This is a genomic window from Aeribacillus sp. SP014, from assembly GCF_054055575.1.
On the sequence record NZ_JBSRXI010000001.1, the window covers coordinates 2,836,535 to 2,861,226 of the forward strand.

Consider the following 24,692-nt stretch of genomic DNA (forward strand, 5'->3'; position numbering starts at 1 on the left):
CTCCTTCATCCTTTTAGGAAAACCCATTTAATAACGCTTTTGAAATTTGTTTCGAATCAACACCGCAACCGAATTCATTACTATTAAGAAAATAAACAACACAATGATTCCGGCAGCTGCTACATTTTGAAATTCTGCTTGAGGTCGCGACGCCCAATTGTAAATTTGAATCGGCATAACCGTATAGGAGCTTAATAAATTCTCTGGTAAATAGTTAACAAATACAAATGCACCCGCCACAAGAAGAGGGGCTGTTTCTCCAATAGCTCGTGAAAAAGCTAAAATGCTTCCGGTAAGAATTCCAGGAATTGCAGCTGGAAGAACAATTCGATAAATTGTTTGCCATTTCGTTGCTCCCATTCCATAAGAAGCTTCACGTAACTCTTTCGGAACCGAACGGATCGCTTCTTGTGCCGCCACGACAATAACTGGCAATATTAATAAACTCATCGTTAAACCGCCTGCCAAAATGCTTCTGCCTAAATCCATTCCCCGAACAAATACTGTAAGCCCCAACAAACCAAAAACAATAGATGGGACACCCGCCAAATTCGAAATATTCGCCTGAATAAAATTTGTAAGTTTATTTTTTTTCGCATATTCCTCTAAATAGATAGCTGTTCCTACACCAAGCAGGAGGGAAATTGGAATGACCACTCCCATAACCCAAATTGAGCCGACCAGGGCTGCTTTTATTCCTGATGCAGAAGCTCTTCTAGAGGCAAAATTTTGGAAAAACTCCGGTGTTACATAACTAATTCCTTGAGTGAATATTCGGTATAACAGAATAGCAAGGACTACTAAAGCGAAGATGGTAGATACAAAAAACAGTGTTTGAAAAAAACGATTTTTCATGGCCCTTTTGCCCATCATTTTTCGAACAACCGTTTGATCAATGTACTTCATGTTAATATTCCTCCCTGAATCGGCGCGAGATAAATTGAGCTAATAAATTCATCAGCATTGTAAAGACAAAAAGCGTGGCCACCGACAGCATAAATGCTGTAATAGATTGTTGTTCCGTATCCCGCATCGCCCGTGCTGACTTGAACGATATAAGCCGTCATCGTTTGAATAGATTCAGTTGGATCAAACGTTAATTTTGGAGTGGCTCCTCCAGCCAATGTGACAATCATTGTTTCGCCAATCGCACGGGAAATTCCTAGTACGAACGAGGCAACGACTCCCGATGTGGCAGCAGGAAGTACTACTTTTAAAGCCACCTCAAATTTTGTCGCACCTAAAGCAAGTGCGCCTTCTCGAATGGAATTCGGAACAGAGCTCATCGCATCTTCTGAAAGGGAAGCAATCATCGGAATAATCATAATTCCAACAACAATGCCCGGGCTTAATGCATTGAAAAAGCCAATATCAGGGATCAATTTTTGCAAGAGAGGAGTAACAAACGTCAGAGCAAAAAAACCATATACAATAGTTGGAATTCCTGCCAAAACCTCTAAAATCGGTTTGATAATCCTTCTTGTCCGATCTGACGCATACTCACTCAAAAAAATAGCAGATGCAAGACCGACTGGAAGCGCAACAATCATGGCAATAACCGTTACTAAAAGCGTGCCAGAAACAAGAGCCATGATTCCATATGAGGCATCATCTTTTAAAAACGGATACCATTCTTTTTCAGTGATAAATTCAAAAAAAGAAACTCGTGAAAAAAACATGATTGTTTCTGTAGCAAGAGTAGCAATGATTCCGATAGTTGTTAAGATGGAAATAGCTGCTGCAACAAATAAAACGGCTGGGACCATTTTTTCCATAAAATCGCGCGTGGATTTTTTTGTTTTTTTCTCTTTGATCATTTCCCGAACCGATTTTCCTGCAGATAAAGCCATCATGAAAACCCCTTTCATGCCCATAGGAAGATGAGAAGCAAGGATGCTTCTCATCCAACCAGTCTATTTATTTTTATTTTAAACCTTCAAGCGTTTTTAACTGTTCATCATATTGCTCTTGCGGAAGTTTTACATAGCCAACTTCCTCTGCCAATTGCCCAGCGTTTTCCAAGGCAAACTTCACGTATTCATACACTTGCGGCTTTTCTTTTAATGATTTGTTGTTCACATAAAAGAATAGCGGACGGGAAAGCGGTTCATAAGTTCCTTTTTCAATCGTTTCATTTGTCGGCTCGACTGCTTCCCCTTTAGAGTTTACAATCGGTACAACTTTCAACTGGTCTTTATTTTCTAAATAGTATGCATAGCCGAAATAACCTATTGCATTTTTATCGTTAGCGACTCCTTTTACAAGTACGTTATCGTCTTCGGACAATGTCGCATCTTTTACAATCGGCTCACCGCCTAAAACAACTTCATCAAAATAATCATACGTACCGGAATCTGTACCAGGCGAGAAGTATTTAATTTTTTCATCCGGCCACTCAGGGTTGATGTCAGACCATTTTTTCGGCTCGCCTTTCCAAATTTTTGCTAAATCTTCGATCGTAAGTTTATCGACCCAGTCATTTTCTTTGTTTACAACAACGGATAAACCGTCAAAAGCAATTTTGAATTCTGTATATTCAATACCATTTTCTTCAGCAACTTTTTTCTCTTCGTCTTTAATTGGGCGAGATGCGTTAGAAATATCAGTTTCACCAGCTGTAAATTTTTCAAAGCCCCCGCCTGTTCCTGAAATTCCAATTGGAGCTTTTACATCAGGATGTTCTGCAGCAAATTCTTCAGAAACAGCTTCCATTATCGGACCAACAGTTGATGATCCATCAATAGCGATTTCACCTTCTAATTTTTGCTCGCTTGATCCGCTTTCTGAAGATGATTGCTGTCCGGAGTTTGAACCATTTGTGTTTGCATCATCCGAATTACCGCAGGCTGCTGCAAAAGCTAATACAGAACTGATCATAATGGATGACGCCAAAAATTTAAAATTTTTCATTCGGTTACTTCCCCCTATTATTTCGTGATCTCATCTTACGTATATAAGATTAACTTTCAAGTATTAAACAAGTTTTAATAGAATGTAAAGCTTTTGTAAAGCTTGTTTTTTGTGTGTATAAAAAACAGATGATGCTGCGTAAACGGCATTCCGCATTTATTTTATCCCTTCTCTCCATCCGCTAGATTTGGCCTGTGTATGCGCTTTTCTTGTTTTAACGGGCGGTTGCTTTCTTTCAGCCTAATTTGTTTAACAAACAGATATATGAACGCATGGCCTGAACCTATTAAGAGCAATAAAAAAGGAATGGTTTTTGTTTCATTTGTCAAAGCAACTGTAAAAATAAAAAAGAGGATCGATAGGATTCTTCCTGCATTTAGAAAAATTTCTCGAACAACAATATATTCGATCCTTGCTTGCGCAATATTCCACCCTTTTCCAATCACATCATACGTGATCGAAGAGTACGGAACAAGCAAAATTGGATAGGCAATTCCGATTGCAATAGCATATATTAACAATCTTTCATAGGAAATTTGAAATAAAATGAGAAACAAGGAAAAGTATAGCATAAGCCCGCCGGCTAGAATAGCTTTTTTCCTCATTTTTTTCGTAATCCACCGAGAAGCCACAATATAAGTGAAAAAGGCTACGAAAGAATTTAGAAAACTAAATGTACCTAAAGCCATCTCACTTTTGGTCACGATGTATACAAACACATTAATGAAAAATGTAAATGTTCCTTCACGCAATCCTTGAAACACATGAGCGTTTGTAATTAATCGCCAATTTTTATTTCTTTTTCTTTCTTGAATGATTTTCAATAAAATGTAATCTCCGTGAGCTTTTCTAGACGTAAAAAAGAAGCTCAACATGACAGCAACAGTAAATAACATTAACGAAACTGCAAAAATCACTTTATACCCAATAGTATTTGTAAGTCTTGAAATAATCAGACCGGCTAACATCGGTCCAATCATCCCTGAAAGGGAAGTTAATATCCCAAGAAAGCCATTAAAAAAGTCCCGTGTTTCCGGTTCAGTAATTTCAAATGTCAACACATTAAAGGCCAGCCAATAAAAACCGTAGCCGATGCCAATGATTGCACCTAACAAATACATGTAGTTGACAGCTTGATCTTTTAAAACTAAAACGGTTAGAAAAAATGCGGCTAAAAACGACACTCCTAGGCGAAGTACAACGACTCGATCAATTTTTTTGGATACTTTCCCAGCAATAATGAAAGCAAGCGGCTGAAAAATGACAATAAATAAATTGTATAATCCTAAATCAATCAATTCCCCTGACTGTTTCCATAAATAAACATTTACGAACGTATTCGAAAGTGCAATGCTTAATGAATAAAAACCGCCGATCATCAACAGCAGCATGAAATCATGGTCTGTTTTTCTTGATCCAATCCATTTTTTGACGTTTATCATATAAAACTCCCCTTTACTTGCTACTACTATTTTTCCTAGCTAAAGGGGAGTTATGTATTAAGAAAGGTGTTTTCGTTACCTTTCAGTGATCAACCTCAAAAAAATGCACAGAAACCGCTGAAACGCAAATTATGTCAGTCATTTCCAAAAAATAGTAGAGTAGAAAACTGATTTCAAGGGGCTGTCCAGAAAGTCAAATCCGTTTGTGTCGTCCCATAGGCTGACCAGTTTGGATTTTTCTTTGTTGATTTCAAGGTCTAGTTTCTCCACCAGTTGCCTATCAGCTACCGAGCGTCCTGGCATTTACTCGAGTTGGACTTGCACCAACTAGCAGATAACAGCTTCGCTGGGCGCGCCAAATAAAAAAAGGCTGAGATTCGAATATCTCAGCCTCTTATAACAGTTTATTTTGCAGCGCTGTAGCGTTTTGCTACTTCGTCCCAATTCACAACATTCCAAAACGCTGCAATATATTCAGGACGACGGTTTTGGTATTTTAAGTAATAAGCATGCTCCCAAACATCAAGACCTAAAATTGGAGTTTTCCCTTCCATAAGAGGATTGTCTTGGTTTGGAGTGCTTGTAATTTCAAGCTCGCCGTTGTTTACAACCAACCATGCCCAGCCGGAGCCAAAACGACCAGCAGCAGCTTTAGCAAATTCTTCTTTAAAAGCTTCAAAACTTCCAAATTTTTTGTTAATTGCTTCTGCTAATTCTCCAGTTGGCTCGCCGCCTCCATTCGGTGAGAGGATGGTCCAGAACAAGCTGTGATTTGCATGCCCTCCGCCATTATTTCGAACAGCTGTACGAACAGATTCAGGAACAGCGTCTAAATTAGAGATTAAGTCTTCTACACTTTTAGATAAAAGTTCAGTTTGACCTTCCAAAGCAGCGTTCAAGTTCGTCACATATGTGTTATGATGTTTTGTGTGGTGAATCGTCATTGTTTCTTTGTCAATATGAGGTTCCAATGCATCATAGTCGTATGGCAATTTAGGTAATTCATAAGCCATAATGAATCTCCTCCTTAATGATTAATATGTACTAAATGCTTTCTTCCTTGAAGCTTTCATATTCAGATTACCAAACTTATTAAAATGATGCAATTAATGTGCAATTAAAAAAGCGGTTACATTATTCGACTAATTTTATGGACCCTGCAGGATTCGAACCTGCGACCGGACGGTTATGAGCCGTCTGCTCTAACCAGCTGAGCTAAGGGTCCTTTTTCAAACACATAAGTAAATTATCACTAAATAGCTATTGAAGTCAATGGCTAATTTAGAATATTGTATAAAGAAAATGAATGATCATCAACAGCTGAATCAGCCCTTTTGCTACTGTGCTCGCCAACAACCCCAATAAAGAACCGACTCCAACCTTTACAGCCTCGCTAAATGTTTTGCGGTGTACGAGAAGCTCTGCCGCAACAGCCCCTAAAAAAGGTCCTAAAATAATGCCAACAAACGGGATGATAAATGGCCCGGCAATTAAACCAATCGTACTTCCCCATCCGGCTGCTTTACTTCCACCAAACCGTTTAACTCCTACCATATTTGCCAAATAATCCGATAGGAATAAAAGAATGATGAACATACTTTCAACAACCCAAAATGAAATGGTTAACTGGCTGAAGCTAAAACAAATCCCATAGATAAAAAAGGCTGCTACAATCAATAACGCTGATGGTAAAATGGGGAAAAGCAGCCCGACAAAAGATAAGATAAAAAGAGCAATGATCAAAATCCAAATGATTACATCCATTTGCTTATCCTCCTAGAAATTAGAAATCAATGAACAATTTAATTCACTTGAAACGATTATTGACGGTATCCTAAAACAGCTTCCGCAATATTCACCGAGTGGTCGCCAATTCGTTCTAAGTTGCTGATAATATCTACATATACTATTCCGCCTTGTCCGGTACAAATCCCTTCATTAATGCGGATAATATGTTTTTTGCGTAAAGTGCGTTCCATTCTATCGATTTTTTCTTCAGATCTCAATACTTTTTTTGCTAATACAACATCGTTATCATCTAAAGCGTCGATCGCATCCTTCACATTTTGCAAGGTAATTTCAAACATTTCCAATAAATCTTCCAATGCCTGCTCAGTAATGGTGACTTTATTATTATTTTTATAATCAATAAGCTCCACTATATTTTCAAAATGGTCGCCGATTCGTTCAATATCTCGAACAGTATCCATTAAAATGGAATGTCGGCGTGAATCATTTTGCGACATATCTTTTCCAGAAATCAATACGAGATAATCTGTTATTTTCCTATCTAAATTATTGATCGCCTCTTCAAGCTGCATCGCCATTTGTGCGTGCTTCTGCTGATTTGTCATCAAAAATTGTCTCGTTTCCTCTAACCCTAATGATGCATATTGACCCATCCGAATCACTTCTTCCTTCGCTTGCCCTAAAGCAATGGTTGGTGACTGTTCAATAAAAATTGGATCCAAATGCTTCGCTTTATACTCTATCGCTAAATCTTCACCAGGTATAACTTTTGTGACAAGCAGTGCAAGTGCACCGATGAACGGCGCTTGAACGATCGTATTGACAACATTAAATATTCCATGAGCAAAGGCAATGGTCATTTCAGGATTTAAATACAAATGGGCTTGCAATGATTCGATAAAATATTTGAAAATTGGTAAAATAATTAGAAAAATTGCCGTTCCGATTAAATTAAACATTACATGCGTCAAAGCAGCCCGTTTGGCAGCAATCGATGCTCCAATTGATGCCAAAACTGCTGTGATGGTTGTTCCGATATTATCACCGAATAATAAAGGCAGCGCAGCGTTGAGATCAATTAACCCTTGTGAAAACATCATTTGCAAAATCCCAATCGTCGCACTTGAACTTTGAACGATGATTGTAAAAACGGTTCCAATTACAACGCCAAGCAGCGGATTTGCACTTATGCTGACAGTCAAGTCATGAAAAATTTCTAATGATCTTAACGGCTTCATGCCGTCTCCCATCAATTCAAGCCCAAAAAACAAAGCGCCAAATCCAAAGATCACCTGCCCGATGCTGTTTATTTTTTTGTTTTTAGAAAAAAATAAAAGAACAGAACCTATAAATAAAATTGGCAAGGCATAAGCTTCGATATCGAATCCGATAATAAATGCCGTAACAGTCGTTCCGATATTTGCTCCCATGATCACGCCTATTGCTTGCTTTAAGCTCATGAAGCCGGCAGAAACGAGACCAACCGTTAAAACAGTTGTACCGCTGCTTGATTGAATTAACATTGTCACAAACATCCCAGCAAAAATACCCATAATAGGGTTTGTCGTAAACTTATCCAAAATATCTCGTAATTTATCTCCGGAGAATTTTTGCATACCTTCTCCCATACTTTTAATCGCAAATAAAAAAATTCCAATCCCGCCAAGAAATTCAAATAATATTTTTTGAACATCTACATCCACTCGTTTCACCTCCTTATTTTTCCAAATATATTAACGGTTAAATCATTTTTGAAAAAGAAACGTTTACATTTCCCATTACCAAATTCCTTCAAATCAAATTTTTTATTTTGCAATCGGTGCAGGCTCCTGCAGCTTCTATCTATAATAATGGACGAAACCGATATGCCCCGCAAATAAAATTAATTTTTAACATGTCCCTCCCACACATGTTACTTTTATATTTTAAATTTAACAAAAAAATTTTACATTTTGTTCACAATTGTTATTCTTATTGCCGAATCGCCTATATAACTTATTTTCATTATTTTTGTTTCATTGGTACAATCAAATAGAAATGTTATAAAAGGAAGTGTTTCGATCAATGAATTTATTTGTCCTCCTTTTTAAAAGCATATACTCTCCAAAAACGATCGCTCTTACAAGATTTCAAAAAATCGGCAAACCCATTCTTTATGGATTTTTATTGGCCTTTCTTGCCGCCCTGCCCAATTGCATATATTTAAACTTAGCTATTGTAAATGCTATAAACGGGCTTGACCAAACGATAAATGAAAAAATCCCTGAATTCACCATTCATAACGGAACTTTAAAATCCGAGGAAAATGCGGTTGTGAAAGCAAAGCATGATCAATATACAATTATTTTTGACCCAAAAGGAACTTTCACAAGGGATGACTTGAAATGGCAGGAAAACGTCATCGGCATCTTATCGAATGAATTTGTTTTCGTTTCCAATGGCGCAATGCAGCAGCTCGAGTATAACTTTTTTCAGGAAACAGAGATAACAAAAGAGGATTTGACATCTGCCATCAAACAGCTGTCTGAAGTTGCTCCGATTATCATTCCCGTGATATCTGTCACACTATTTGCGATGTCAGCCACTTCTAAATTTGTGGAAATTACGTTTTTAGCTATTGTCGGGCTGTTGTTTAAAAAGAGGATGGGAAAAAGATTAAATTTTAAACAGCTTTGGACTATTTCAGCCTACAGCGTCACGCTTGCAACCGTGTTTTTTGCCATTATGAACTTTTTTCTCATCGATATATCCTTTGCTCTTTATATAAACTGGTTTGTACATATAAGTGTTTTATATCTTGTATTAAAAGAAATCCCGAGCCCGAAACAGCCAGTAAAAGCTGCATAGAAAAACCCCTTAAGGCAGAATTTCCAACTCTGCCTTAAGGGGGTTATTAACACTATGATTTAAACTGAAATTTGTTTGTAGTGGACTTTAGAGATTCGGACAGTTCCATTAAAGTTAGTCCAATAGCATGGGTTTCGCGAATTTGTTCCATCTGTACTTTTGCGACAGATTGCATTTGCTCTGCACTGGCAAACGTTTCTTGAGAGACTGATAAAAAATTTTCAGCAGATTGCTCCATTTTAGGGAGCCAATCATCTAAAGTATGTAAGCTGTGTCTTGTTTCAGACAATATTTCATTCACTTTTCCAATCTCATCTACTAGTTGATCAAATGAAAGCCGCGATTTACCTGCAACTTCTAAATGGTTTTGCACAAGCTCCAAAATTAGCTTAAACTGCTGATAAGCGCTCTGAGAAATATCATCCATCATTTTTACAGACTGTGCTATGTCTTCCGTCGCTTTGGATGACTGTTCAGCCAATTTTCGGACTTCCTCAGCAACGATAGCAAATCCTTTGCCTTCTTCTCCAGCTCTTGCTGCTTCAATTGTTGCATTTAATGACAATAGCTTTGTTTTCTCAGATATTGCATATATCATTTCCACAACCTTTTCAATCGCCGTCGAATGATCTCGAACACTTTGGATCGTTTTAGACATAGTTTTGCATTCTTTTTCAAAGCGATTTAACGATTCGATCATCTGTCTCATGTTTTGTTCTCCCGTGTTGGCTGATCGGTTCATGCCCTGTACGCTTGAGAAAAGGCGCTCTATTCTCTCCAGCACAGTTTGAACTGTATTTTTCATGGAATGAAATACTTTTGCGCTTTCTTCAGAGCTTGAAGCTGTTTGCTTCGCACCGTTTTTCACCATTTCAATCGCTTCAACAAGATTCGTATGTAATGTTAATACGTCATCAGAAGAGTGTTTAAGCTTCCGGCCTGTCGAAAACAAATTTTCTGTCGTGGTATTAATCCTTTGAATCATCATCCCCAAATAGCCTGCCAATTGCTTAAAGCTTTTGATGAGCGAAAGGATTTCTGGAAGATTTGTATTTATGTTTAAATCAAGCTGAATATCTCCTTCACGCATTTTTCTCATTTTTTCCCTCAAAATCGTCAACGGTTTTGTCATACTTCTGACAGCTAAAAACAAAATTCCCATCATAAAAAGGACGCTGATTATTCCAATCCAGATTGTATTGTAAGCTAGTTCATGCACAGGCTTAATATAGCTTTCTGTCGGAACGGCAAGCAAAAAAATTCCTTTCAATTCCTGCATTTCTTTAAAGGCCAACGTATAATCTTGTCCATTGAAAGATTTATGAATAATTCCACTATTTTTTTTCGTTATTTCCTTTACAATTGCAGCTGGGATTTGAGTTTTTGTTTTAACGCTAACCGAAAATGGTGTGGCCTTTTCATTTCGAACGAAAAAAAAGTCAGCATTTAAACCGTCCTGAATCAGCTGGGAGGATTGCCTTTGAACGACTTCTTTATCAAATCTTTCGAAAAAATCATCAGAGCTATTTACATAAGCATACAGAAGATTGCTGGCAGCAATCTCTGTCATATATACTTCCCTTTTTAATCGATCCTCTATCAAATTAAAAGTTGTTTCACTTGCTTTTTGGTAAGCAGTATAACCGACAACAGTTATCGAACTAATAAGAAGTATGAGCGCAAACAAAATCAATCTTACAGATAGAGGTATTCGCTCTCCTATCGACATGTTCTTTCTCTTCTTTTTCACTATTATGATTTCCCCCTTTATAAGCTTAACAGCATTATGACAAAAGATTATTAAGGGAATTTAAAGTTTTTTTATTTTTATTGTAAATTCCTCCACATTTTGCTACATACTATTTTCCAATCATTTTTAAATACGTATAGGAGTAAACATTGAACGAGCGACAACATAAAAAATAAAAGCTTAAACAACAACTGTTCATTGCCAATCCACAAGCTAAAAACAACCGGTCCGAGCGCAACCCCTAAAAAACGCGCCATCCCGTATAAGCTAACTACAATCCCTCTTTCTGCATCATCAACACTTGATATAATCAACGAATTAATAACCGGCAGCACAAAACCTAAGCCGCCAAATGAAATAGTGATAAAAAACAAAAATAGCGAAAACTGTTGAAAAATCAAAAAACTGAAAAATGATAAAAACGTCATGAACATCCCTACCAATAAAAAAAGAAAACGTTTTTTTACATAGTCCAATCGCTTTCCTGTCCAATAAGACGATATAGATAATGCACCTAACGGAAAAGAGTATACAAATCCTTTAAAGAATCCATCGATATGATATAACTCTTCAATTAAATAGGCTAAGTAATACAGCAGCCCAAAAAGCAAAAACATACTTGTACCGCCATACAGGTAAAGAGATAACAATCGCGCTTTTTGCACCTTTAACACATCAGCTATTCTTTGCACATATTCGTGAAGCGATATTTTTTCCTCGCCTGATGGAGAAGTCTTTATAAAAAAAAGAATGAAAAAAAGCAAGAGGGTTCCAATAATAGGGAAAAGAATGAATGGAAAATACCATGCTACAAGGGCTAACAAAGCCCCTAAAATGGGAGCGGCTACTTTTGCAGTTCCGTTGAACACTTCTAAAACGGCAAGAGCTCGATCCCGTTTTTCGCCCGTAAACATGTCTCCTGCTAATGACATGGCTAGAGACGATATTCCTCCTGTGCCAAGCCCTTGCACCAAACGTCCAGCTAACAATGTCCAAAAAGCAATAGATTTGTTGACAAAACCGCTGAAAAAACAGATAGCCCCCCCTATGATCAGCAATAAAAGCGACCATAAAATAAATGTTTTTCGGCCGTAACGGTCGGAAAGGAAACCTACGATTGGGATGATGATCGCTGCAGGTATATTAAATATGCTTAAAATAAAGCTCGTCTGTGCAGCTGTAATTTCAAGCGCTTGTCCAAATTCCGGCAATATCGGGATCAGCATCGAATTTCCTAGCACCATCATAAACGGAAGCATCCCTAATAACATAATGATGATATGCTCTCTCATATTTATCTCCCTTCGTTTACTCGAATTTCGAATTGATGCATGAATTCATTGTTGACAGCAGGGAATGCGTTAAACCGAAGAATATCTTGGACGTTTTCAAAATGCTCTTCGATCGTAAAGCAGCTTCTACCCTTTAGGTTTAACTGAGCTTCCCTCTCGCATTAATTCAGGCACTGGCTTCAGCTTGAACATATTTTCGGAAAGAATAGCTGGAAAGGATCTGAATTCATAAATTTGAGCCCGCATTGCCTGAAAGTTTTAATCTGTATAAATTTTCCATTCGAGAAGGAAGAAAGATCGAAAGAAGCATCGAACTCGCTTTGCAACAGCTTCAGCAGCTTGTCTCAAGCGAGAAAAGAGATGTTGATTTCTCCCCAGGTCCTCCGAACTTGCTAACTTTTCACTTGTGTATGCCAGCAAAGACATAATTGGTATGTTTGTACATAAAAAACATATATGTTAATAAAGAACAAAACGGGGGAACATAGAGATGAAACGTTTATTTTCCGCTTTACTAGTTATCTTTTTCAGTTTTGTTATTTATTATGATTTAAAAAACGGTACATTACCTGTATCTTCCATACAAAATGAACAGCATGCTGAAGAACAATTTATGGAGGTAAAAGTGAAGGAAGGAGATACGGTTCTTTCCATTGTTGAAAAAATACACAATAAGCCTGTTCCAGCAAGCATTGAAGAGATTATTAAAGATTTTGGGGAATTAAATTCAAATGAAGATGTGTACAGTATACAAGCAGGAAAAACATACAAATTCCCCTTATATAACAATTAGTTAAAGTTTTTAATTCTTGTCATTGCTTGGCTATGATTGGTACAATATCATAGGATGGCAAATGTTCCATCAAACGTATTTATATTTAAGGAGCGATAAACGTGGGCGAAATCACACATCGTACGAAAACACGTCCAGTCAAAGTAGGCAACATTCAAATTGGCGGAAATAATGAAGTAGTCATTCAAAGCATGACCACAACGAAAACGCATGATGTTGAAGCCACAGTAAAAGAAATTCACAGACTGGAAGAAGCAGGTTGTCAAATCGTTCGTGTTGCTTGTCCTGATGAACGGGCTGCAAATGCAATTCCAGAAATCAAAAAACGCATTAACATTCCTCTAGTTGTCGATATACATTTTGATTACCGGCTCGCTTTAAAAGCGATTGAAGGCGGAGCAGATAAAATACGGATTAACCCAGGGAACATCGGGCGAAGGGAAAAAGTAGAAGCCGTTGTGAAGGCTGCGAAAGAAAGAAACATTCCAATCAGAATTGGAGTAAACGCCGGTTCACTTGAAAAAAGGATTTTAGAAAAGTACGGCTATCCTACTGCTGACGGAATGGTTGAAAGTGCATTGCATCACATAAAAATTTTAGAGGATCTTGATTTTCACGATATTATCGTTTCTTTAAAAGCGTCTGATGTACGGCTTTCAATCGAAGCATATGAAAAAGCTGCAAAAGCGTTTGATTATCCGCTCCATTTAGGGATTACCGAATCTGGCACTTTGTTTGCGGGAACAATCAAAAGCGCTGCCGGCCTTGGAGCCATTTTAAGCAAAGGCATCGGCAATACTTTGCGTATATCATTAAGCGCTGATCCCGTCGAAGAGGTGAAGGTTGCCCGGGAATTGCTGAAATCATTCGGCCTGGCTGCCAATGCAGCAACACTTATTTCATGCCCTACATGCGGAAGAATTGAAATAGATCTCATTAAAATCGCGAATGAAGTCGAAGAATATATTTCAAAAATTCGTGCGCCAATCAAAGTAGCTGTTTTAGGATGCGCAGTAAACGGTCCAGGCGAAGCGAGAGAAGCCGATATTGGAATTGCTGGTGCACGAGGCGAAGGATTGCTTTTTAGAAAAGGAAAAATTGTTCGGAAAGTTCCGGAAGAAACAATGGTCGAAGAATTAAAAAAAGAAGTGGATTTAATCGCTGAAGAATATTTCAAAAAACAAGAAAAGGAAAAAGTTTAAAGCTTGGAGCACATGCCCCAAGCTTTTTGTTTTTGTTAAAAAAACGGCAATACGAAAATTCCAAGCAGCAAGGAAACGATACCTATTCCGATCGCCCATGCTCCCAGATTTTCCGCACCGCGCCGACGGGCGATAAACCCTATAATGATACCCGATGCTCCTAATAAAACGGGCAAAACAAATAAAGAAATAATCGATAGTGCCAGCGCCAGCCATCCTAAATTGCGGCCGCCAGCTTCATCGGCGTCATTATTATAATTATATGTTTCATTTGTATTTCTAGATTCAACTGCTCCAGCTTCTGCTGCGGTTTCTTCTAGATAATCTCGGTTTTCATTATTCCGGTTTTCAAAATTTCGGTTTTCCTGAATGGCATTTATTTCAGTTGATTTGCCGGCATGTGGGAAATTTTTGTTTGCCATTGCCATATCCCTCGCTTTCAAAAGATAGGAGCATTTATAGTATAAGCAAATCAATTCCCATTATTATGGAAATGTTTTCAAATAGGATCTAATGTTGGATCAGAGGACGGGAAGCAATATGTTGATCCTTTATTTTTTTACTATTTGTGAAATTTTATTCTTTTTTTAAGAAATGACAAAACTCGAGTTCATCCCTTCTTATCACGAATTCCCATAAAAAAACAAACCTTGTGATCAAATTTCACAAGGTTTGTTCATGGCAATTCGGGCATAACCCATAAATTTCAAATTTATGTCCATTAATTTTATATCCGTCCAAATACTCCTCTATCGTATTCATTGGGCATGATTCGATCTCTTTCGTTTTTCCGCATTCCATACAAATAAAATGGTGGTGATGATGTCCTAAGTCACAATGAAAGCGAAAGTGCTTTTCACCTGAAAGCTCTGTCGTTTCCAATATACCCAACTCTGCAAACAATGATAAATTCCGGTAAATCGTATCAAAACTTAAACCGGGATAGCGCTTATTCATTTTTTCCAAAACATCTTTAGCTGTCAAATATTTATCAGAATCGGCAATTAGTTGAAGCATTTCTTTCCTTTTGGATGTATATTTATATCCCTTTTCTTTTAAATATTGTAAAGCTTGTTCGACATTCATATTTTGCCCCTCCTAGCTTTTGACAAAATAATGGAAAAAATCAAAGCCAATACCTCTAAAATGACAATTGTTCCTCCCGGAGCAATATCTAAATAATAAGATAATACTAAACCGATTAAAACGGAAGCTTCTCCTATTATAACGGAAAGAAAAATTGTCTTTTTAAAACCGGTTGCTATTCTAATACTTGCAGCAACAGGAAGGGTCATAAGCGAGGAAACTAACAAAATTCCAACAACTCTCATGGAAACGCTTATCACTAGGGCAACTGTTAAAATAAACAAAAGATGCAAGCCTTTTGCCGGCAGCCCTAAAGCAGATGCATATTCTTCATCAAACGACAGTAAAAACAATTCTTTATAAAACAATACGATCAATAAAATAACCAATGCTGCAACACCAGTAATAATATATAAATCCGTCCTGGAAACCGCACTAACACTTCCAAATAAGTAATTAAAAAGATCTGTATTAAACCCGTCTGCCAAAGAGATAAATACAACGCTAAAACCGATCCCAGCCGACATAATTATCGGAATGGCCAATTCCGCATAAAATTTATAAAAAGCTCGCAGCTTTTCAATCACAAGTGAGCCTAAAACAGAAAAACCCATTCCGACATAAATTGGATTCAATGAAGAAAAGAAGGATATTTTTGAAGATAAAAAAAGACCGCCCGCAATTCCAGCCAAGGTCACATGACTCAGTGCATCTGCAATTAGTGATAATCGTCTGACCACCACAAAAACACCTAAAAGAGGTGCGATAAAACCGATTAAAATACCTGAAAGAAATGCATTTTGCAAAAACTCAAATTGTAAAATACTGCTAAACATCTTCATTTCCTCCATCTACTCATGATCATGCGTTATTAACTGAACTGGATGCCCGTACAATGAGGTCAATTCCGTTTCTTTCAGGCGTTCAAATTCGTCTTTATTTCCATGGAAATAAAGTTGTTTGTTCAAGCAAGCAACATGCGTAACTTTATCTGTAATAGCTCCAATATCATGGGTAACAAGTATTAGTGTGATTTCCAATTCTTTATTCAAATGATGCAAAAGCTGATAAAAATGATTGACTGTCTGACTATCTACACCTACAGTTGGTTCATCTAAAATCAATAATTTAGGTTCACTGACAAGTGCACGAGCAATAAATACCCTTTGCTGCTGTCCTCCTGAAAGCTCACCAATATTTTGGTGAACTGCCTTTTCCATTCCAACTGCCCGGATCGCTTCCATTACCTTTTCCCGATCAGCTTTTTTCATTTTTTTAAACAAACCGAGTTTGGGAGTCAAGCCGCTCGCTACTACTTCAAAAACAGTAGCTGGGAACGAAGAGTTAAAGCTGTTTGCCTTTTGAGAAACGTAGCCAATTTTATGCCAATCGTTAAATTGATGAATATCTTCACCAAATAAATGAATCGTCCCTTTCTGAGGCTTTAAAAGCCCAAGCAGACATTTCAATAATGTCGATTTTCCGGAGCCGTTCGGCCCAACTAAACCTAAAAATGCTCCTTTTTCAATGGAAATATTGATATTTTCGAGCACATATTTTCTCTCATATTGAAAAAAAAGGTTCTTTACTTCTACTATTTTTTCCCCCATGCTTCTCACCTATTTAATTAGGAATCATTACGATTTATTTTTATCATTAAATTATACAGGAGAAGAGCACATTTGTAAAGAAAAATGTGTTCTCCCTCTACTTCAATGTGTTGATTAATGGATGGCAGATTTAAATTTTCCGCCTTTCGTTTCTTGTGTATTCATAATGGTAATAAACGCGTTCGGGTCAATCTCATGTACAATCGATTTTAATTTTGCCACTTCAAGCCTTGTAACAACTGCATAAATGACGTCTTTTTCCGTATCCGTGTATCCGCCTTTTCCCTTTAATTTTGTCGTTCCGCGTCCTAAGCGTGACAATATAGCATCAGACACTTCATCGTAATGATCAGATATAATGATGGCGGCCTTTGTTTCATCAAGACCTTGAACAACCGCATCAATTGTTTTAAAGGCAATATAATATGTAAAGATGGAATACATGGCTTGCTCTATCCCGAAGACAAACGCTGCGCTTCCAAAAATGAAAATATTCAAAAACATCACGATTTCGCCAACGGAAAAGGGAATTTTTTTCGTTAAAAGAATTCCTAAAATTTCTGTCCCGTCCAGAGATCCTCCGTGTCGGATGACAAGTCCCACTCCTGCACCGAGCAAAAAACCACCAAATACAGTGGCTAGTAAAGGCTCTGTAGTAAAGGCCTCAAAATCATGGGCCAGCCTTTCCGCAATGGCCAAACAAATGATGCCAAATATGGACGAAAACATAAATGTCTTCCCAATCTGCTTATAACCGGAATACATAAAAGGAAGGTTTAACACAATAACTAATGTAGCGAAATTGATGATTTTAATATGATTCGAAAATATGTGGTCTAAAATAAGCGAAATGCCGATGATACCGCCATCAATCATATGATTTGGGACTAAAAACAGCTCGATGCTTACGGCTGCCAGAACAGCTCCGATCACAATCATTAACAATCGATAAATGATGTGTCTTAAGCTTTCTTTTTTATGATGTTTTTTACTCATCTCGTCCTCCTAGTTTTTTTTAATCATATTGTATTATAAAAATTTTGCTGAGACGATATTTATGTGATTTTCTCCACCCATTTTTTTTAAAAAAAGGCAACTATCTCCCCCTCTGTTCATACGAATAAGAGGGGAGGCGAGATCTTTGATTTTATTTGAAAAAATTATTCAACAAAAAATTAACAGTTTAAAACCTGAAGAACTTGTGTCATATGCAAAGCAATATGATATATCCATTTCGATTAACGAAGCAAAACAGCTGCTTCAACTCGTACAGGGAAAAAAAATCAACGTGTTTCATGAAGAAGAAAGAATTGCTTTGTTAAAACAAATTGCCAAAATCACTTCGCCGGAAACAGCCAAAAAAGCAAATCAATTATTTTTGCAATTCTTCAATGGCAATTGGAAATAAAAAAGGCAAGTTCCCTAAAAAAGGGAGCTTGTCCTTTTTTATTGATTTGCTATTTTTTCCAAAACATTTTCATCAAACGTCTTGTTCTTCAGCATGTCAATTTCAAATTTATAAGGCGGCTTTTTATTTTTTTTGTCGTCACCGACATACGGAGTTTCTAAAATTTTTGGCAAGTCTTTTAATTGCGGATGGTGGACGATATAATTGATTGCTTTAAATCCTATGTGGCCGAATCCGATATTTTCATGACGGTCTTTTTGTGCCCCACGCGGATTTTTGCTGTCGTTTATATGAACAACTTTCAAACGGTCGATACCGATGATTTTATCAAATTGATTTAAAACCCCATCAAAATCATTGACAATATCATAACCGGCATCATGAGTATGGCAAGTGTCGAAACAAACGGATAAATGTTCATTGTAGGTAACACCATCAATGATCATCGCAAGCTCCTCAAACGTTCTTCCGCATTCTGAACCTTTGCCGGCCATCGTTTCAAGGGCGATTTGCACTTTTTGCCCCCTCTCCAGCACTTCATTTAAACCTTCAATAATTTTTTTAATTCCGGCTTCTGCACCGGCTCCAACGTGAGCTCCCGGATGGAGCACGATTTGTTTTGCACCGATTGCTTCCGTGCGCTCAATTTCCGATTTTAAAAAATCAACGCCAAGCTGGAAGGTCGCTAAATTTGTTGTATTGCCAATGTTAATAATATATGGTGCGTGAACGACAATTTCTTCGATGCCATGCTCTCTCATATGCGCCAAACCTGCTTCGATATTTAAATCTTCAATTTTTTTTCTTCTCGTGTTTTGCGGGGCTCCTGTATAAATCATAAACGTATTAGCGCCGTATGAAACTGCCTCTTCACTTGCCGCAAGCAACATTTTCTTGCCGCTCATCGATACATGCGAGCCAATTTTTAACATGTTTTTCCTCTCCTTACAACCTTTTATTTATTTTTTCTTGCTTGCTTTTTCTTTAGCTTTTCGATTTGTTCTTTCATCTTTTTTTTGTATCCTGGTTTTACCGATTTTGGCTTTTTGATGATTCCGATAAACGCGTTTGTTTCCATAGGTTGTTTTTTTCTTTTTTGTCTGCGATTTCGGTCATCGAGCGTTTTCCATATTCCGTTTTCAATATCTCGATTTTCAAAGATTATCCCCATTTTTTCAAGCTTTTGCAGCATTTGTTCATCATCGTCTTCATAGATTGTATAGGCAAATCCTGAAAAGCCAGCCCGAGCCGTTCTTCCGGTTCGGTGAATATAAAAATCTAAATCAGTCGGCAGCTCGGCATTGATTACATGGGAAACACCTTCAATATCAATTCCTCTTGCAGCTAAATCAGTTGCTACTACAACTTGATAGGCAAGATCCTTAATTTGACGCATTTCTTTTTTCCGTTCACGCGGGGTAAGACCGCCGTGGATTTGCCCAACCTTTAATCCCTTTTCGGCAAGACCGTATGCCACATCTTGGGCATTCGCTTTTGTATTCACAAAAATTAACGCTAAATAAGGGTTTAAGGAAACTACCATATTGTATAAAAGATCTATTTTGTTTCGATGCCTCAGCGGAACAAGAACATGCGTGATGTTTTTGGCATGTACTTGTTTTGGAGATACATGAACATACTCAGGATTTTCCATATATTTTTTTAAAAAAGGCTTTAATTTTTCAGGAATGGTGGCAGAAAACACAAGCATTTGCAGTTCTTTTTTCATGCGGCTAGCTATTTGGTCGACCTCATAAATAAAGCCTAAATCAAGCATTAAATCGGCTTCATCCACAACTATGCTTTTGGTCGAATATAAATCTAGCGCCCCTTCCTTGACAAGATCAAGAATTCTCCCAGGTGTTCCGATCACAAGATGGGGCTGAGTTTTTAGCTTTTCGATCGCCCGCATTTTATCTGTACCGCCAATAAAAAGTTTTGCATGTAATTCTTTTTCCGGCGGGGCAAATTTTATGATTTTTAACGCTTCTTCGTAAATTTGAGTCGCAAGCTCTCTCGTCGGTGCTAAAACAACAACTTGGACACGCTTTTCCTCTCCGCAAATACTGTTGATTAACGGTAGCAAATAAGCATGTGTTTTGCCTGTACCTGTTTGTGATTGGCCGATGGCACTTGCTCCTCTTAATATGATTGGGATCATTTGTGCTTGAATTTCAGTCGGTTCTTTAAAACCTAACGACTGAACGGCATCTATAATAAAATCTTGAAATGGAAAATCTTTAAAGTCAGCTGCCATTGCAAAACAACTCCTTCATAATCAATCAACCCATTTTTTGATTATAAACAATATAATGGAAAAACTCCAATTTTAATAAAACATTTTCCTAAAACGCCGCATAGTTTAATGTAGGTAAAACAGCAAAAGAAAGGGGAAAAGTTTATGCATCCTTATCGAGCTTTTCCTCCCTTCCGGCAGCAGCCATTGATCCGCCCTTTTTTTGGCGGAGGCTACCATCCTTTTTGGGGGCAGCCACCTGTTCAGCAATGGCCGGTTCCGCCTAGGGGAGGATTACAATCGCTTTTTTCGCGTTTTCTTCCATCGAGCACAATGCATGCAGGAAGTATACCGTCAAGCGGTGCTGTTCAAAGTTTAACAAACCCTGCCAATCTTTCAAACATGTTGACGAATGTCCAAAAAGTTCTCGGTGTCGCTCAGCAAGTCACACCGATGGTTCAGCAATACGGTCCTCTGATCCGTAATCTCCCGGCAATGTTCAAAATTTATAGAGAATTGAAAAATGCTGATACAGACAGTAGCGAAGAAGATGATATAAAAGAAAATTCGTCTTCTAAAAGATTGAAGGAACAGACAGCCGATGACAGCCCTTCAGATGAAAATACGTCGGGCGAATCAAAACCTAAGCTTTATATTTAATTGTGTTTTGTTTTCTTCCTCCATGTTAGGTATAATGATGTTAGATAGTCAAGCCGCTTGACGGCTTTTTTATTTTCCTTTACTAAATATCAGGAGGAAAAAACATGGAGGTTATTAAAATTTCCCCTCGAGGATACTGCTATGGTGTTGTTGATGCAATGGTGATAGCCAAAAATGCAGCAATGGATAAATCACTGCCTAGACCGATCTATATTTTAGGAATGATCGTTCATAATAAACATGTAACAGATGCTTTTGAAAAAGAAGGGATTATTACGTTAGACGGAAAAAATCGACTTGAGATTTTGAAAAAAGTCGATAAAGGAACCGTTATTTTCACTGCTCACGGCGTTTCGCCAGAAGTGCGCAGAATAGCGAAGGAAAAAGGGCTTGTCACGATCGATGCTACATGCCCTGACGTCACAAAAACTCATGAACTTATTAAACAAAAAAAAGAAGAAGGGTATGACGTCATTTATATTGGAAAAAAAGGGCATCCGGAACCGGAAGGAGCAGTAGGTGTAGCGCCGGATATCGTTCATTTAGTCGAGACTGTCAACGATGTTGAAGAGCTCGATATTTCCAACGACAAAATCATTGTTACGAACCAAACGACAATGAGCCAATGGGACGTAGCTGATATAATGGAAAAAGTGAAGGAAAAATATCCGCATGTCGAGTTTCATAAAGAAATTTGCCTCGCAACACAAGTTCGCCAGGAAGCTGTGGCCGAACAAGCAAAAGAAGCTGATTTAACCATTGTCGTCGGCGATCCGCGCAGCAACAATTCAAACCGGCTTGCGCAAGTATCTGAAGAGATTGCGGGCACGAAAGCTTATCGTGTGGCGAATGTAAGTGAAATCAAACTGGAATGGCTTAAAGACGTTAAAAAAGTTGCCGTTACAGCCGGTGCATCAACCCCAACGCCGATTGTCAAAGAGGTCATTCGATTTTTGGAGAATTATGATCCAGAAAATCCAGAAACATGGGATTTAACTTCAAATGTCCCTCTTGAAAAAATATTGCCAAAGGTAAAAGTCAAAAAATCATCGACAAAACCTTTTTAATGATTAAAGGGGATCGGTCCGCTAAAAAGGACTGATCCCCCATTTAATTATAGAAACTTGAACGGATCTGTATGGACGCGGGAAGGAATAATTTCTACTTCCAGATTTTCTTCAGCACACAGCTTTGTTAGTTTTTCCGCCACTCCCTCTTTCATCACCTTTTCAATGTTGTGACCTGGATCAACTACATGTAAGCCAAGCATCATAGCATCGTGAGCTGTGTGGTAATATACATCACCAGTTACATAAACATCTGCGCCTCTCATTTTTGCCTGATAAATGTATTTATTTCCGTCTCCGCCTAAAACGGCTACTTTTTTTATAGTTGCCTGTAAATCCCCTACTACTCTTACTTTTTCCACTTCTAAAGCTTTCTTAACATGCTCTGCAAATTCCTTCAATGTCATTTCTTTTTCAAGCTCTCCAATTTTCCCTAATCCAAGCTGTTTCCCTTCGTTTTCTAATGGATAAATGTCATAAGCAACTTCTTCATAAGGATGCGCCTTCAACATCGCTTGAATGACTTTCTTTTGGATTGACTGCGGGAAGATCGTTTCAATTTTGACTTCTTCAACCATTTCAAGCTTTCCAGTATCTCCGATAAAGGGATTTGCATTCTCCAAAGGTAAAAATGTTCCTGTTCCTGACGAGGAAAAAGTGCAATAACTGTAGTTGCCGATAAATCCAGCACCCGCTTTGCCAAGCGCCTCCCGAACGTCCCCCTCATAGTCTTTTGGTACAAATACAGCAAGCTTTTTTAATGGGTCTTGATAAGTTGGGACAAGTATTTTTTGATTCACCAATTGTAAGCGGTCGGCCAAAAGATCATTCACTCCGCCTGGAGCCACATCCAAATTTGTATGGGCCGCATAAACGGCAATTTCATGCTTAATGCATTTTTCTATAATACGCCCTGCCGGATCATCTGTTCTAATATGCTTTAAAGGATGAAAAATGGGAGGATGATGAGCGATAATTAAATCAACCTTTTGATTGATTGCTTCATCAACGACTTCCTCCAAAACATCCAGAGCGACCATAATTTTTCGGACAGGCTTGTTTAATGTGCCGATTTGCAGCCCGATCTTGTCTCCTTCCAATGCATAATGCTTTGGAGAAAACCGTTCAAATAATTGAATAATATGTTGGCCGTTAGCGATTTTCTTCATTTATTTTATGACCTCCTCAATGATCTCAATCACCTTTTTTATTTCTTCTTTTTTTTGCATAAGCTGTTCATTTCCGTTGGATTGCTCCAGCTGCCGTAGAATGTCCTTCCGATGAGAAAGCTCGTGTTTCCATTTTTTAAAAAAAACGTTGTTCTTTTCTTTTAACAAAAATGGACCCATTAACAAAGCTGCTTCAAATGGCAAAGCTTCGTACGGTTTCATTGCATTTCCACGCTTAGCGGACAGCACCTCATATATTTTTCCGCTCTCTTCAAGAATTGTTTCTCCTTCGAGCTCCCAACCATTGTCAATCAGCCATTTTCGAACTTCAATTGCATGAATATTCGGCTGAAGTACAAGCCGTTCAACCTTCCCGAGCTTCTCTTTTCCTTCCTCCAAAATCGTTTTAATAAGCGAGCCGCCCATGCCAGCAATCGTGATGCATGTTGCCTCATCCTTTTGTAATACGGACAATCCGTCCCCTTTCCGAACGGAAATTACATGCTGGAGCCCGTTTTTTTCCACTTGCTTTTTTGCCGCTTGAAAAGGGCCTTCATTGATTTCACCGGCAATCGCTTTCACTGTTTTTTTGGCAAGCACTAAATAACATGGCAAATATGCATGATCTGATCCAATATCTGCTGTCACCTGATTATTCGGAACAAATTCTGCCACAGCCGACAGTCTTTTTGAAAGTTGGACACTGTTCAATTTCTTTCACCCTTTATTCCAATTTGGTAAACATGAAAATACGAAAAAAGTCCCCCAAAAGGAAGACTTTTCAACCAATATGTTTTTTATTATTTAATTTTAGAAACCCATTCGGCCATTTCATCAAGCTTTTCTTCAGGTACTAGCCCGCCAGGCATCGCACCGCGGCCGTTTTTAATTGTTTCTTTAATTTCATCAACAGACAATTTGTCGCCAACACCTTTTAATGAAGGACCTGCTCCGCCTTCAAAGTTTTGACCGTGACAGCTTGCACAGCTTTGCTTGAATATATCCTCCGGCTTTGCATTAGCGACGTCTTCCGTTTTTTGTCCGCCCCCCTCTTTTTCTTCAGCCATCTCTTTCATATTATCCAGTCCGATGAAAGAAAATGCAACCATTAGTCCAATTCCAAACACAATGATTAATGCAAATGGAATAAGCGGATTACGATTCATTTTGTAACCTCCCTTATGTATAACCGTACATTTGCTTTTTTCGCTCAACATGGACGAGCTGAAACTAACCTAAACAATCTCTATTGTACTTTAATTTTCTTTGAAGGAAAAGTCTTTCTATATAAGTTCCTTGTGATGTTCACGAATTAGACAAAAAAACAATTTAAAAAGATCTTATGTTTTTTCAACAAATGTCATTTGCAAAATGAAAGAAGATTCAGTAAAATATAGTACAAATAGTTATTGTTGTTAGCGTTTACATATATTGAAGGGAAGGCAGACGAATAAGTCTGCCCAAGGAAAGA

Annotated in this window: 23 protein-coding genes, 1 tRNA gene and 2 pseudogenes; 6 read left to right on the forward strand and 20 right to left on the reverse strand. The window is 37.9% G+C overall.

The window, feature by feature from the left end:
- Positions 1 to 27: 27 nt before the first annotated feature.
- The 8 genes and pseudogenes from pstA to ACVIJU_RS13890 all read right to left on the reverse strand — a co-directional run bounded on the left by pstA (position 28) and on the right by ACVIJU_RS13890 (position 7,804).
- On the reverse strand, positions 28 to 906 hold the full coding sequence (gene pstA / locus ACVIJU_RS13855; protein ID WP_063388078.1) for a phosphate ABC transporter permease PstA: 879 nt from the start codon (positions 904 to 906) through the stop codon (positions 28 to 30).
- A gap of 1 nt (position 907) precedes the next feature.
- Positions 908 to 1,850: pseudogene (gene pstC / locus ACVIJU_RS13860) on the reverse strand (phosphate ABC transporter permease subunit PstC).
- A gap of 73 nt (positions 1,851 to 1,923) precedes the next feature.
- Positions 1,924 to 2,910 carry a PstS family phosphate ABC transporter substrate-binding protein gene (locus tag ACVIJU_RS13865; protein ID WP_063388076.1) on the reverse strand — a complete coding sequence of 329 codons (987 nt, stop codon included), beginning with the start codon at positions 2,908 to 2,910 and terminating at the stop codon, positions 1,924 to 1,926.
- A gap of 161 nt (positions 2,911 to 3,071) precedes the next feature.
- The gene (locus ACVIJU_RS13870) at positions 3,072 to 4,352 is read right to left on the reverse strand and encodes an MFS transporter (protein ID WP_429652709.1); all 1,281 of its coding nucleotides are present in this window, start codon (positions 4,350 to 4,352) and stop codon (positions 3,072 to 3,074) included.
- Between the two features lie 404 nt (positions 4,353 to 4,756).
- A complete protein-coding gene (gene sodA, locus ACVIJU_RS13875; RefSeq protein ID WP_063388074.1) occupies positions 4,757 to 5,365 on the reverse strand; it encodes a superoxide dismutase SodA in 609 nt (202 codons plus the stop codon).
- Positions 5,366 to 5,503: 138 nt separating this feature from the next.
- Positions 5,504 to 5,577, reverse strand: a tRNA-Ile gene (locus tag ACVIJU_RS13880).
- Positions 5,578 to 5,633: 56 nt separating this feature from the next.
- A complete protein-coding gene (locus ACVIJU_RS13885; RefSeq protein ID WP_063388073.1) occupies positions 5,634 to 6,116 on the reverse strand; it encodes a DUF456 domain-containing protein in 483 nt (160 codons plus the stop codon).
- Positions 6,117 to 6,172: 56 nt separating this feature from the next.
- Positions 6,173 to 7,804, reverse strand: a complete 1,632-nt coding sequence (locus ACVIJU_RS13890; RefSeq protein WP_339210114.1) for a Na/Pi cotransporter family protein — start codon at positions 7,802 to 7,804, stop codon at positions 6,173 to 6,175.
- A 361-nt stretch (positions 7,805 to 8,165) separates the two neighbouring features.
- Between ACVIJU_RS13890 and ACVIJU_RS13895 the strand changes: the two genes are divergently transcribed.
- The gene (locus tag ACVIJU_RS13895; RefSeq protein ID WP_094246219.1) at positions 8,166 to 8,948 is read left to right on the forward strand and encodes a DUF1189 domain-containing protein; all 783 of its coding nucleotides are present in this window, start codon (positions 8,166 to 8,168) and stop codon (positions 8,946 to 8,948) included.
- Between the two features lie 52 nt (positions 8,949 to 9,000).
- On the opposite strand, the gene ACVIJU_RS13900 is transcribed toward ACVIJU_RS13895, so the two are convergent.
- Together ACVIJU_RS13900 and ACVIJU_RS13905 are read right to left on the reverse strand one after the other, a co-directional pair.
- A complete protein-coding gene (locus tag ACVIJU_RS13900; protein WP_456687691.1) occupies positions 9,001 to 10,698 on the reverse strand; it encodes a methyl-accepting chemotaxis protein in 1,698 nt (565 codons plus the stop codon).
- A 77-nt stretch (positions 10,699 to 10,775) separates the two neighbouring features.
- Positions 10,776 to 11,990 carry an MFS transporter gene (locus ACVIJU_RS13905; RefSeq protein WP_456687692.1) on the reverse strand — a complete coding sequence of 405 codons (1,215 nt, stop codon included), beginning with the start codon at positions 11,988 to 11,990 and terminating at the stop codon, positions 10,776 to 10,778.
- A gap of 490 nt (positions 11,991 to 12,480) precedes the next feature.
- Between ACVIJU_RS13905 and ACVIJU_RS13910 the strand changes: the two genes are divergently transcribed.
- On the forward strand, positions 12,481 to 12,783 hold the full coding sequence (locus tag ACVIJU_RS13910) for a hypothetical protein (protein WP_063388069.1): 303 nt from the start codon (positions 12,481 to 12,483) through the stop codon (positions 12,781 to 12,783).
- Positions 12,784 to 12,878: 95 nt separating this feature from the next.
- Positions 12,879 to 13,985 (forward strand): flavodoxin-dependent (E)-4-hydroxy-3-methylbut-2-enyl-diphosphate synthase, encoded by a 1,107-nt coding sequence (gene ispG, locus ACVIJU_RS13915; RefSeq protein WP_094246222.1) that lies wholly within the window; start codon positions 12,879 to 12,881, stop codon positions 13,983 to 13,985.
- Between the two features lie 35 nt (positions 13,986 to 14,020).
- Here ispG and ACVIJU_RS13920 read toward each other — a convergent pair whose 3' ends face one another.
- The 5 genes from ACVIJU_RS13920 to ACVIJU_RS13940 all read right to left on the reverse strand — a co-directional run bounded on the left by ACVIJU_RS13920 (position 14,021) and on the right by ACVIJU_RS13940 (position 17,677).
- Positions 14,021 to 14,407: a hypothetical protein gene (locus ACVIJU_RS13920; protein ID WP_063388067.1), complete on the reverse strand. Its 387-nt coding sequence runs from the start codon at positions 14,405 to 14,407 to the stop codon at positions 14,021 to 14,023.
- A gap of 241 nt (positions 14,408 to 14,648) precedes the next feature.
- Positions 14,649 to 15,071, reverse strand: coding sequence for a Fur family transcriptional regulator (locus ACVIJU_RS13925; RefSeq protein ID WP_063388066.1), 423 nt, complete (start codon positions 15,069 to 15,071; stop codon positions 14,649 to 14,651).
- Positions 15,068 to 15,907, reverse strand: a complete 840-nt coding sequence (locus ACVIJU_RS13930) for a metal ABC transporter permease (RefSeq protein WP_063388065.1) — start codon at positions 15,905 to 15,907, stop codon at positions 15,068 to 15,070. The genes ACVIJU_RS13925 and ACVIJU_RS13930 overlap by 4 nt, the downstream gene beginning before the upstream one ends.
- A gap of 15 nt (positions 15,908 to 15,922) precedes the next feature.
- A complete protein-coding gene (locus ACVIJU_RS13935) occupies positions 15,923 to 16,681 on the reverse strand; it encodes a metal ABC transporter ATP-binding protein (protein ID WP_066247563.1) in 759 nt (252 codons plus the stop codon).
- 114 nt (positions 16,682 to 16,795) lie between these two features.
- A complete protein-coding gene (locus ACVIJU_RS13940) occupies positions 16,796 to 17,677 on the reverse strand; it encodes a YitT family protein (RefSeq protein ID WP_063388063.1) in 882 nt (293 codons plus the stop codon).
- A 145-nt stretch (positions 17,678 to 17,822) separates the two neighbouring features.
- Here ACVIJU_RS13940 and ACVIJU_RS13945 point away from each other — a divergent pair, with 145 nt between their 5' ends.
- Positions 17,823 to 18,089 (forward strand): DUF2624 domain-containing protein, encoded by a 267-nt coding sequence (locus ACVIJU_RS13945; RefSeq protein WP_063388062.1) that lies wholly within the window; start codon positions 17,823 to 17,825, stop codon positions 18,087 to 18,089.
- A 38-nt stretch (positions 18,090 to 18,127) separates the two neighbouring features.
- Here the strand turns inward: ACVIJU_RS13945 and ACVIJU_RS13950 are convergent, their stop codons facing one another.
- Complete coding sequence (locus ACVIJU_RS13950) at positions 18,128 to 19,021, reverse strand: deoxyribonuclease IV (RefSeq protein ID WP_063388061.1); 894 nt, start codon at positions 19,019 to 19,021, stop codon at positions 18,128 to 18,130.
- 23 nt (positions 19,022 to 19,044) lie between these two features.
- Entirely contained in the window at positions 19,045 to 20,346 is a 1,302-nt protein-coding gene (locus tag ACVIJU_RS13955) for a DEAD/DEAH box helicase (protein WP_063388060.1), read from the reverse strand.
- Positions 20,347 to 20,469: 123 nt separating this feature from the next.
- Here ACVIJU_RS13955 and vrrA point away from each other — a divergent pair.
- Together vrrA and ACVIJU_RS13965 are read left to right on the forward strand one after the other, a co-directional pair.
- Positions 20,470 to 20,985, forward strand: a pseudogene (gene vrrA / locus ACVIJU_RS13960) (VrrA/YqfQ family protein); the annotation flags it as partial.
- 104 nt (positions 20,986 to 21,089) lie between these two features.
- Positions 21,090 to 22,052, forward strand: coding sequence for a 4-hydroxy-3-methylbut-2-enyl diphosphate reductase (locus ACVIJU_RS13965; protein WP_063388058.1), 963 nt, complete (start codon positions 21,090 to 21,092; stop codon positions 22,050 to 22,052).
- Between the two features lie 47 nt (positions 22,053 to 22,099).
- Here the strand turns inward: ACVIJU_RS13965 and ACVIJU_RS13970 are convergent, their stop codons facing one another.
- The 3 genes from ACVIJU_RS13970 to cccA all read right to left on the reverse strand — a co-directional run bounded on the left by ACVIJU_RS13970 (position 22,100) and on the right by cccA (position 24,387).
- On the reverse strand, positions 22,100 to 23,221 hold the full coding sequence (locus ACVIJU_RS13970; RefSeq protein ID WP_063388057.1) for a Nif3-like dinuclear metal center hexameric protein: 1,122 nt from the start codon (positions 23,219 to 23,221) through the stop codon (positions 22,100 to 22,102).
- A complete protein-coding gene (locus ACVIJU_RS13975) occupies positions 23,222 to 23,932 on the reverse strand; it encodes a tRNA (adenine(22)-N(1))-methyltransferase (protein WP_063388056.1) in 711 nt (236 codons plus the stop codon).
- Positions 23,933 to 24,021: 89 nt separating this feature from the next.
- A complete protein-coding gene (gene cccA / locus ACVIJU_RS13980) occupies positions 24,022 to 24,387 on the reverse strand; it encodes a cytochrome c550 (RefSeq protein ID WP_063388055.1) in 366 nt (121 codons plus the stop codon).
- Between the last annotated feature and the right edge of the window lie 305 nt (positions 24,388 to 24,692).

Bases quoted from the DNA above. Each gene is read 5' to 3' on its own strand.
- ACVIJU_RS13955 (WP_063388060.1), bottom strand. From the start codon at position 20,346: ATGGCAGCTGACTTTAAAGATTTTCCATTTCAAGATTTTATTATAGAT.
- ACVIJU_RS13935 (WP_066247563.1), bottom strand. From the start codon at position 16,681: ATGGGGGAAAAAATAGTAGAAGTAAAGAACCTTTTTTTTCAATATGAG.
- ACVIJU_RS13865 (WP_063388076.1), bottom strand. From the start codon at position 2,910: ATGAAAAATTTTAAATTTTTGGCGTCATCCATTATGATCAGTTCTGTA.
- pstA (WP_063388078.1), bottom strand. From the start codon at position 906: ATGAAGTACATTGATCAAACGGTTGTTCGAAAAATGATGGGCAAAAGG.
- ACVIJU_RS13870 (WP_429652709.1), bottom strand. From the start codon at position 4,352: ATGATAAACGTCAAAAAATGGATTGGATCAAGAAAAACAGACCATGAT.
- ACVIJU_RS13970 (WP_063388057.1), bottom strand. From the start codon at position 23,221: ATGAAGAAAATCGCTAACGGCCAACATATTATTCAATTATTTGAACGG.
- cccA (WP_063388055.1), bottom strand. From the start codon at position 24,387: ATGAATCGTAATCCGCTTATTCCATTTGCATTAATCATTGTGTTTGGA.
- ACVIJU_RS13950 (WP_063388061.1), bottom strand. From the start codon at position 19,021: ATGTTAAAAATTGGCTCGCATGTATCGATGAGCGGCAAGAAAATGTTG.
- ACVIJU_RS13925 (WP_063388066.1), bottom strand. From the start codon at position 15,071: ATGAATGTCGAACAAGCTTTACAATATTTAAAAGAAAAGGGATATAAA.
- ACVIJU_RS13940 (WP_063388063.1), bottom strand. From the start codon at position 17,677: ATGAGTAAAAAACATCATAAAAAAGAAAGCTTAAGACACATCATTTAT.
- ACVIJU_RS13905 (WP_456687692.1), bottom strand. From the start codon at position 11,990: ATGAGAGAGCATATCATCATTATGTTATTAGGGATGCTTCCGTTTATG.
- sodA (WP_063388074.1), bottom strand. From the start codon at position 5,365: ATGGCTTATGAATTACCTAAATTGCCATACGACTATGATGCATTGGAA.
- ACVIJU_RS13920 (WP_063388067.1), bottom strand. From the start codon at position 14,407: ATGGCAAACAAAAATTTCCCACATGCCGGCAAATCAACTGAAATAAAT.
- ACVIJU_RS13885 (WP_063388073.1), bottom strand. From the start codon at position 6,116: ATGGATGTAATCATTTGGATTTTGATCATTGCTCTTTTTATCTTATCT.
- ACVIJU_RS13895 (WP_094246219.1), top strand. From the start codon at position 8,166: ATGAATTTATTTGTCCTCCTTTTTAAAAGCATATACTCTCCAAAAACG.
- ACVIJU_RS13930 (WP_063388065.1), bottom strand. From the start codon at position 15,907: ATGTTTAGCAGTATTTTACAATTTGAGTTTTTGCAAAATGCATTTCTT.
- ACVIJU_RS13910 (WP_063388069.1), top strand. From the start codon at position 12,481: ATGAAACGTTTATTTTCCGCTTTACTAGTTATCTTTTTCAGTTTTGTT.
- ACVIJU_RS13965 (WP_063388058.1), top strand. From the start codon at position 21,090: ATGGAGGTTATTAAAATTTCCCCTCGAGGATACTGCTATGGTGTTGTT.